The 6945-nt window shown below is 74.7% G+C and carries 5 protein-coding genes; 1 reads left to right on the top strand and 4 read right to left on the bottom strand.

What is annotated here, in order from left to right; translation table 11 throughout:
* Nucleotides 1–99 precede the first annotated feature (99 nt).
* The 4 genes from ABD308_RS09925 to ABD308_RS09910 are packed head-to-tail and all read right to left on the bottom strand — an operon-like array spanning nucleotide 100 to nucleotide 6130.
* Nucleotides 100–1209, bottom strand: coding sequence for an ATP-NAD kinase family protein (locus tag ABD308_RS09925; protein ID WP_344330998.1), 1110 nt, complete (start codon nucleotides 1207–1209; stop codon nucleotides 100–102).
* The gene (gene gcvPB / locus ABD308_RS09920; protein WP_344330996.1) at nucleotides 1206–2780 is read right to left on the bottom strand and encodes an aminomethyl-transferring glycine dehydrogenase subunit GcvPB; all 1575 of its coding nucleotides are present in this window, start codon (nucleotides 2778–2780) and stop codon (nucleotides 1206–1208) included. The genes ABD308_RS09925 and gcvPB overlap by 4 nt, the downstream gene beginning before the upstream one ends.
* Nucleotides 2777–4129: an aminomethyl-transferring glycine dehydrogenase subunit GcvPA gene (gene gcvPA, locus ABD308_RS09915; RefSeq protein ID WP_344330995.1), complete on the bottom strand. Its 1353-nt coding sequence runs from the start codon at nucleotides 4127–4129 to the stop codon at nucleotides 2777–2779. The genes gcvPB and gcvPA overlap by 4 nt, the downstream gene beginning before the upstream one ends.
* Nucleotides 4130–4138: 9 nt before the next feature.
* On the bottom strand, nucleotides 4139–6130 hold the full coding sequence (locus ABD308_RS09910) for a beta-galactosidase (RefSeq protein WP_344330994.1): 1992 nt from the start codon (nucleotides 6128–6130) through the stop codon (nucleotides 4139–4141).
* 108 nt (nucleotides 6131–6238) lie between these two features.
* Between ABD308_RS09910 and ABD308_RS09905 the strand changes: the two genes are divergently transcribed.
* Nucleotides 6239–6883, top strand: a complete 645-nt coding sequence (locus tag ABD308_RS09905; protein ID WP_344330993.1) for a GntR family transcriptional regulator — start codon at nucleotides 6239–6241, stop codon at nucleotides 6881–6883.
* Nucleotides 6884–6945: the final 62 nt, after the last annotated feature.

Here is a 6945-nt window from a genome sequence, read left to right as displayed (position 1 = left end):
CGGTGACGACGGCGACCTTGTCGCGCAGGGCCCCGGTGGGGGCGCTCGGGTGGTTCAGGTGCTTCGGGTGGGTCAGACCGTTCAGGTCGTTCAGGTCGTTCATGGGAGTTCCTCACTCGCGGACTGGATGCGGTACAGCACGGATTCGCGGTGTCCGGTGACCACCCGGACGTGGCCGGCGAGCGCGGCGTCGGCCAGCGGGTCGCCGCTGTCCACCAGCAGCGGCCGCCCGCCGAGCGCGGCGAGCTTCTGCTGGGTGGCGAGCACGACGATCCCGGCGAGCGCGTCCAGCACCCGGGGGCTGAACTGCTGGTTGCCGCGCCCGATCACGAAGCCCTGACCGCCGATCACCGTCAACACGCCATGCGTCACCTGTGACATGGCAAGGGTGAACAGCCGTTGCTCCGTGACGTCGCGGGCGAGCAGGACGCCGTCCCGCACGACGTCCACGCCCAGCGGCGTCAGTTCCAGGCCCAGCGCCCGCCCGACGGCCAGCGTGGTCGCGCCCGGCCCGAGCGCGTACGCGGCGCCGGGCCGCATGGCCGCCACCACCGCCCGGGCGATGGACTCCGCCGCGCCCGGCGCCGCCGCCGAGGAGCCGGTCTTGCGCCCGCTCAGCCGGACCCGCGCGGCGGGCACCCGCACGGTCCCGTACAGCCGGGCGCCGACGCCGCCCGCGCGGTGGGCCTCCTCGTCGAGGTCGACGACCTCCGCCTCGGTGGTCCGCCCGTCGAAGCCGGCCGCGCCCGCGCCCGCCGCGGCCGGGCTGACCGCGAAGCAGCCCGAGTAGACCTTCACCCCGGCCGGCACCCCGAGCACCGGCGGACGCGGCCCGGCGTCCAGGACGTCGCGCGCCGTCCCGTCGCCGCCCGCGAACAGCAGCAGGTCCACGTCGCGCAGNNGCAGCGCCGCCACCGCCGCCCGGGTGTCGGCGGCGCCGCTCCTCGGCCCCGCCGCCCGGTGGACGACCTCGTGGCGCACGCCCGCCGCGAGCGCGCTGTCCTCTCCCATCGGCCCGGCCACCGTGCGGACCAGCACCTCGGGCTGGCGCAGGCGCAGGGCGCGCAGCGCGGCGGCGGCGCGGGCCCTGGCCCTGGGGACGGCGCCCAGCGCGAGCGCCCTGGCCTGGACCTCCGGCCCGTCGCTGCCCTTGAGGGCGACGGCGCCGCCGAGGCCCGCGACCGGGTTCACGATCAGGCCGACGATCATCCCGGCCGCTTCGCGCCGTGCTTGCGCAGGTAGGCGCGCCAACTCGGCGACCACTGGGCCGGGTCGTCCAGCGTGGCCGGGTCGATCTTGTGCACGGTCTGCCGGTAGGGCGCGCCGCGGACGAACTCCGGGTCCTTGCGGGCCTCGTCGGCGACGTGGGCGAGGACCGCCGCGTACTCGTCGAGGTCCTCCCGGGAGTAGGACTCGGTCGGCTCCAGGGTGAACGGCTCGGGCACCACGTACGGGTGGTGGCTGGTCCAGTAGTGGACGCCGAAGTCCGCCGCCCGGACGCCGATCTCCTCCGAGTGCACGCCGGTCTCCTCGGCCAGCTCCCGCCAGGAGTAGCGGACCTGCTCGACCCGCCGGCGCCCGAACCACGGCACGGAGGCGCCGGGGATCCGGGCGACCTTGGCCAGCAGGTAGTTGTTGTTGAGCACGGCCGTCTCGGCGACCTCGCGCAGGCCCTCGGCCCCGAGCGCCATCACCCAGGCGTAGGCGCGCACCACGTTGGGGGTGACGCCGAGGAAGGGTCGGATCTTGCCGACCGAGCACTCGGGGACGGTCAGCGTGAACGCCTCGCCGACGCGGTCGACGACCGGCCCGGGCAGGAACGGCACCAGCGCCTCGGAGACGCCGCACGCGCCGGCCGCCGGACCGCCGCAGGCGTGCGGGGTGGAGAAGGTCTTGTGCAGGTTGAAGTGACACAGGTCGAAGCCGGCGTCCCGGGCGCGGGTGATGCCGAGGATGCCGTTGGCGTTGGCCTGGTCGTAGCAGGCCAGGCCGCCGGCCGCGTGCACCAGATCGACGAACTCGCGGATCCTCGGGTTAAAGATCCCGGTGTCCTCCGGGTTGGTGATCATCAGGGCGGCGGTGCGCGGGCCGACGGCGGCGCGCAGCGCCTCGATGTCCGGGTTGCCGTCGGCGTCCGGCATCAGGGTGACGACCTCGTAGCCGGCGACCTTGGCGCAGGCCGCGTTCGAGGGGTGGGAGAACATCGTGGTGATCACCTGGTCGCGCCGCTCCCCCTCGCCCCGGGAGGCGTGGTAGGCGCGGATCATCGCGATGTTGGCGTAGATCGCCGCCGAGCCGGCGCCGGGCTGCAGCGAGACCCGGGCCATGCCGGAGATCTCCTTGAGGATCCGCTCCAGCCGCCAGTAGATCTCCAGCACGCCCTGCACGGTGTCCTCGGGCTGCAGCGGGTGCAGGGCGGCCACCCGGGGGTCGCGGGCGAAGGAGTCGTTGACCTTGGGGCTGTACTTCATGGTGCAGGTGCCCTGGCCCACGTCGATGTTGAAGTCGGCGCCCAGGGTCTCCTGGGAGAGCCTCAGGTAGTGCCGGACCACCTGGTTCTGGGAGAGCTCGGGCAGCGCGGGCGGGGTGCGGCGGGCGACGCCCTCGGGCAGCTCGACCAGGGGCGCGCCCGGGGCGGGCACGCCCACGCCCCGCCGGCCGGGGCGGGACAGCTCGAAGACGATCTCCTCGTCCCAGCGGGCCTGGTGGAAGCGGCGCAGGGCGGGCTTGGGCGCCACGGGCAGGGCGGCGAACGGCTCGGGTGCGTCGTGCGAACTCACTGGGCGTCTCCAGGGGCGGGGGCGAGGGCCGCGTGGACGGCCGCCGCGAGGGTGTCGATGTCGGCGATGGCGTGCTGTTCGGTCACGCAGACCAGCACCTCCCGGGGCCCGAGCCGCACCCCGCCGAGGACGCCGTGCCGGCGCAGGGCGGCGAGCAGCGCGTCGGCGTCCGGCACCTCGATCGCGAACTCCCGGAAGTGCGGGGCCTCCTGGTGGCGCACCACGGCCCCGGCGGCGGCCAGCGCGCGCATCGCGTAGCGGGTGCGGGCGAGGATCGTCTCGCCGATCTCGCGCATGCCCCGCGGGCCCATCAGCGCGAGGTAGACGCCGGCGGTGATGCCCCACAGGGCGGCCGCGGTGCCCACCCACTCCTTGCCCTCCTCGCGCAGCGCGAAGGAGGTGCGGTCGTAGGCGACGTCGCCGAAGCCGTACTCGCCGGGGACGGCGGTCGGGGCGATGCCGAACAGCCGGGACGGGAACTCGGCGACCAGCCGCTCGTCGTCGTGGCTCGCGATGAACCCGGCCTGGCCGCCGCCGTACTGGGGGTGCATGCCGAGCGACTGGATGTCGCCGCAGACCAGGTCGGCCCCGTAGGAGGCGGGCGGGGCGAGCACGCCGAGCGTGATCGGGTCGGTGCCGACCACCAGCAGGGCGCCCACCGCGTGGGCCAGGTCGGCCAGTTCGCGGCCGCGGGTCTCGATGACGCCGTGCACGGTGGGCGTCTCCAGGTAGAGGGCGGCGAAGGTGTCGTCGAGCCCGACCTCGCCCATCTCGCCGGAGTCCGCGACCGGGGCGAGCAGCACCTCGACGTCCGGGGTCAGGTAGTCGCGGATCTTGGCCAGCTTGTCGGCCGCGATCGCCCCGCTGACCATCACCCGGGCCCGGCCGGTGCGGCGGGCGGCCATCCGCAGCGCCGTGCCGGCGGCCTGGTAGCCGTCGTAGACGGGAACGTTGACGACGTCCATCTCCAGCAGCTCGGCCATCATCGAGACGTACTCGAAGAGCGCCTGGAAGCGGCCGTGGTCCTCGTAGGGCTCGCCGGCGTAGGCGGTGAGGAACTCGCCGCGGCCGTTCACCTCGTCGCAGACCGCCGGCACGTAGTGCGGGTAGCAGCCGTGGCCGAGGAAGGACAGCAGCGCGGCCGGGTCGGTGTTGCGGGCCAGCAGGCCGCGCACGTGCCGGGTCAGGCCCTGCTCGTCGGCGAACGGCGCGGGCAGCTCCAGCGGGCGGTCCAGCCGCAGCTCGGCGGGGATGTCGCGGTAGAACTCGGCGACGTCGGGGGCGCCGATCTCGGCGAGCATCGCCGCCCGCGTCTCGGGCCCCGCGTTGGGGATGTAGGGGTGGGCCACGAACACTCCTCAGGGCGTGGTCGGTCGGGGCTTGAGGACCACGGCGTCGCGCGGTCCCAGGGTCACGGGGCCGGCGGGCAGCGCGCGGCCGGTCAGCAGGTCGGTCCCGGGCTCGGGCAGGGTCACGGTGGCGGGCCCGGCGCCGTGGTTGAGCAGGAAGAGGTAGCGGCCGCGGCGGCAGGCCTCGACGTCGGCGGGCAGGCCGGCACCGGCGACGCCGGTGACGCCGGCGGCGGTCAGCAGATCGTCCAGCAGCGGGGCCGGGTCCTCGGGCAGACAGGAGAGGTAGGTGGCGGCGCCGCGCCGGGTGACGGCCGGGCGGCCGTGCAGCGGACCGCCCCGGTAGCGGGCCAGCACGTCCGTGCCCTCGGTCTCCTCGGCGTCCAGCCACTCGGTCCAGGTGCGGGCGAGCAGCCGGGTGCCGTCCGTGGTGACGAGCTCCTGGGTGACGCCGTCGGGCAGCGGGCGCCACTCCTCGACGCGCACCCCGAGCAGGTCGCGCAGCGGTCCGGGCGCGCCGCCGTCGTGCACCTGGTCGGCGGCGTCGACCACCCCGCTGAACGGGCCGACCACCAGCCGGCCCTCGAAGGCGGCCAGCGCGGCGGCGTGCTCGGCGGTGCACAGGTAGAGGTTGGGGGCGATCACCAGCCGGTAGCCGGACAGGTCGCGCCCCGGCGGGGCCAGGTCGACCGCGACGCCCCGGGCGTGCAGCGGCGCGTACCAGGAGAGCAGCAGCTCGTGCAGCCGCAGCCGGTCGGAGGGCATCGACTCGGGCGCCTCCAGGCCCCACCAGCTCTCCCAGTCGAGCAGCAGCGCCACCTCGGCCCGGGTGGTGGCGCCGGCCACCTCGGCGAGCCGGCGGACGTCCGCGCCGAGGGCCAGCGTCTCGCGCCACCGGCGGGTGGCGGTGCCGCCGTGCGGGAGCATCGCCGAGTGGAACTTCTCCGGGCCGTACTTGGCCTGGCGCCACTGGAAGAACATCACGCCGTCCGAGCCGTGGGCGAGGGCCTGGAGGCTGTGCAGGCGCATCACGCCCGGGTCCTTGGGGACGTTGACCGGGCGCCAGCTGACCGCGCTCGGCGCGGACTCCAGGAGCAGCCAGGGCTGCCGCTTCAGCGAGCGCATCAGGTCGTAGCTGAGCGCGGCCTTCACCGCCGCGCGCGGGTCGGCCGGGTCCGGGTAGGCGTCATCGGTGACGACGTCCTCGCACTCGGCCCATTTCCAGTAGTCGAGGTCGCGCAGCACGCTCATGAAGTTGGTGGTCACCGGGACGTCCGGGGTGACCTCCTTGAGCACGGCGCGCTCGGCCTCGAAGCAGGCGAGCAGCGCGTCGCTGGAGAAGCGCCGCCAGTCCAGCAGCTGGGCCGGGTTGACCGGGCCCGGCGCCTTGCGGGGCGGCTCGACCTGCGTCCAGTCGGTGTAGTGCTGGCCCCAGCAGGACGTGCCCCAGGCGGCGTTGAGGCCGTCGAGGGAGCGGTGGCGGGCCTGGAGCCAGCGGCGGAAGTCGCGGGCGGACTCCGCACAGAAGCACTCGGCGGTGTGGTCGGCGTACTCGTTGCTCACGTGCCACATCGCCAGCGCCGGGTGCTCGCGGTAGCGCTCGGCCATCGCCCGGGCCAGCCGCACGGTGGCGGCCCGGAACACCGGGGAGGAGGGGCAGTAGCCCTGGCGCGAGCCGAACTCCAGGCGGGTGCCGGCCGCGTCGACGGGCTGGATCTCCGGGTGCTCGCGCACCAGCCAGGGCGGCGGGGTCGCGGTCGCGGTGGCCAGGTCGACGGCGACGCCGTTCGCGTGCAGCAGGTCGAGCACCCGGTCCAGCCAGCCGAACTCGTAGACCCCGGGCGCGGGTTCGAGCCGGGACCAGGAGAACACCGCCACCGTGACCAGGTTGACGCCGGCCTCGGCCATCAGCCGGACGTCCTCCCGCCACACCTCCTCGGGCCACTGCTCGGGGTTGTAGTCCCCGCCGAACAGCAGACCCGGTATCCGTGTCAGGCCCATGTCGCGCCTCCCCTTCAGCTCGTCCCGCATTTTGTATTCAAAATGCATAGTGCAGTACACTGGGGCGGGTCAAGAGGTGTGCTGCAAATCCGGAGGTTGGGGGACACGATGGCGATCGAGCGCCGTCCGCTGCGCGAGCAGATCCGCGACGAGCTGATGGACCGGCTCACCCGCGGCGAGTTCGCGGCGGGCACCGATGTCAACGAGGCCGTGCTGGCCGCCGAACTCGGCGTCAGCCGCACCCCGCTGCGCGAGGCCCTGATCGCGCTGGCGGGCGAGGGCGTACTGGAGAGCAGCCAGGGCCGCGGCTTTCGCTTCGCGCCCGTCAGCCGCAAGGAGTTCCGCGAACTGGTCGCCATCGTCGCGGCCCTGGAGGCGCTGGCCCTGGAGTCCTCCGACCCCGGGCACCTGCGGACGATCGCGCCCCGGCTGCTGGACCTCGCCCAGGGCTTCCCCGACCAGGTGGCCACCCACGCCACGGTCGACCGCCGCGACGACGAATGGCACGGCCTGCTGCTCAGCGGCTGCGCCAACGAGCGGCTGCTGGACCTGCTCACCCGGGTCAAGGCCGGGATGCGGCGCTACGAGAACCTGGTCGTCGCCGAGGACGAGCCGGTGGCCCGCGAGTCCGAGGAACACTGCGAGATCGCCCGCCGCCTGCTCGCGGACGACCTGCCGGGCGCCATCACGGCCCTGCGGGCCAACTGGATCGGCGGCATGGAGCGGATGCTGGCGCACCTGCCGGAGGACTGACCCGCGCGAACGGCGAAGCGCCCGCTGCCCGCCGCCCGCTGCCCGGGGTGCGGGCGGCGGGC

It is taken from the genome of Kitasatospora putterlickiae (assembly GCF_039527695.1).
Taxonomy (GTDB): domain Bacteria; phylum Actinomycetota; class Actinomycetes; order Streptomycetales; family Streptomycetaceae; genus Kitasatospora; species Kitasatospora putterlickiae.
This window is presented reverse-complemented; position numbering and strand designations above follow the sequence as displayed.

What these genes read in the sequence shown, in the direction of transcription:
- ABD308_RS09905 (WP_344330993.1), top strand. Translation starts at nt 6,239, where the DNA reads ATGGCGATCGAGCGCCGTCCGCTGCGCGAGCAGATCCGCGACGAGCTG.
- ABD308_RS09910 (WP_344330994.1), bottom strand. Translation starts at nt 6,130, where the DNA reads ATGGGCCTGACACGGATACCGGGTCTGCTGTTCGGCGGGGACTACAAC.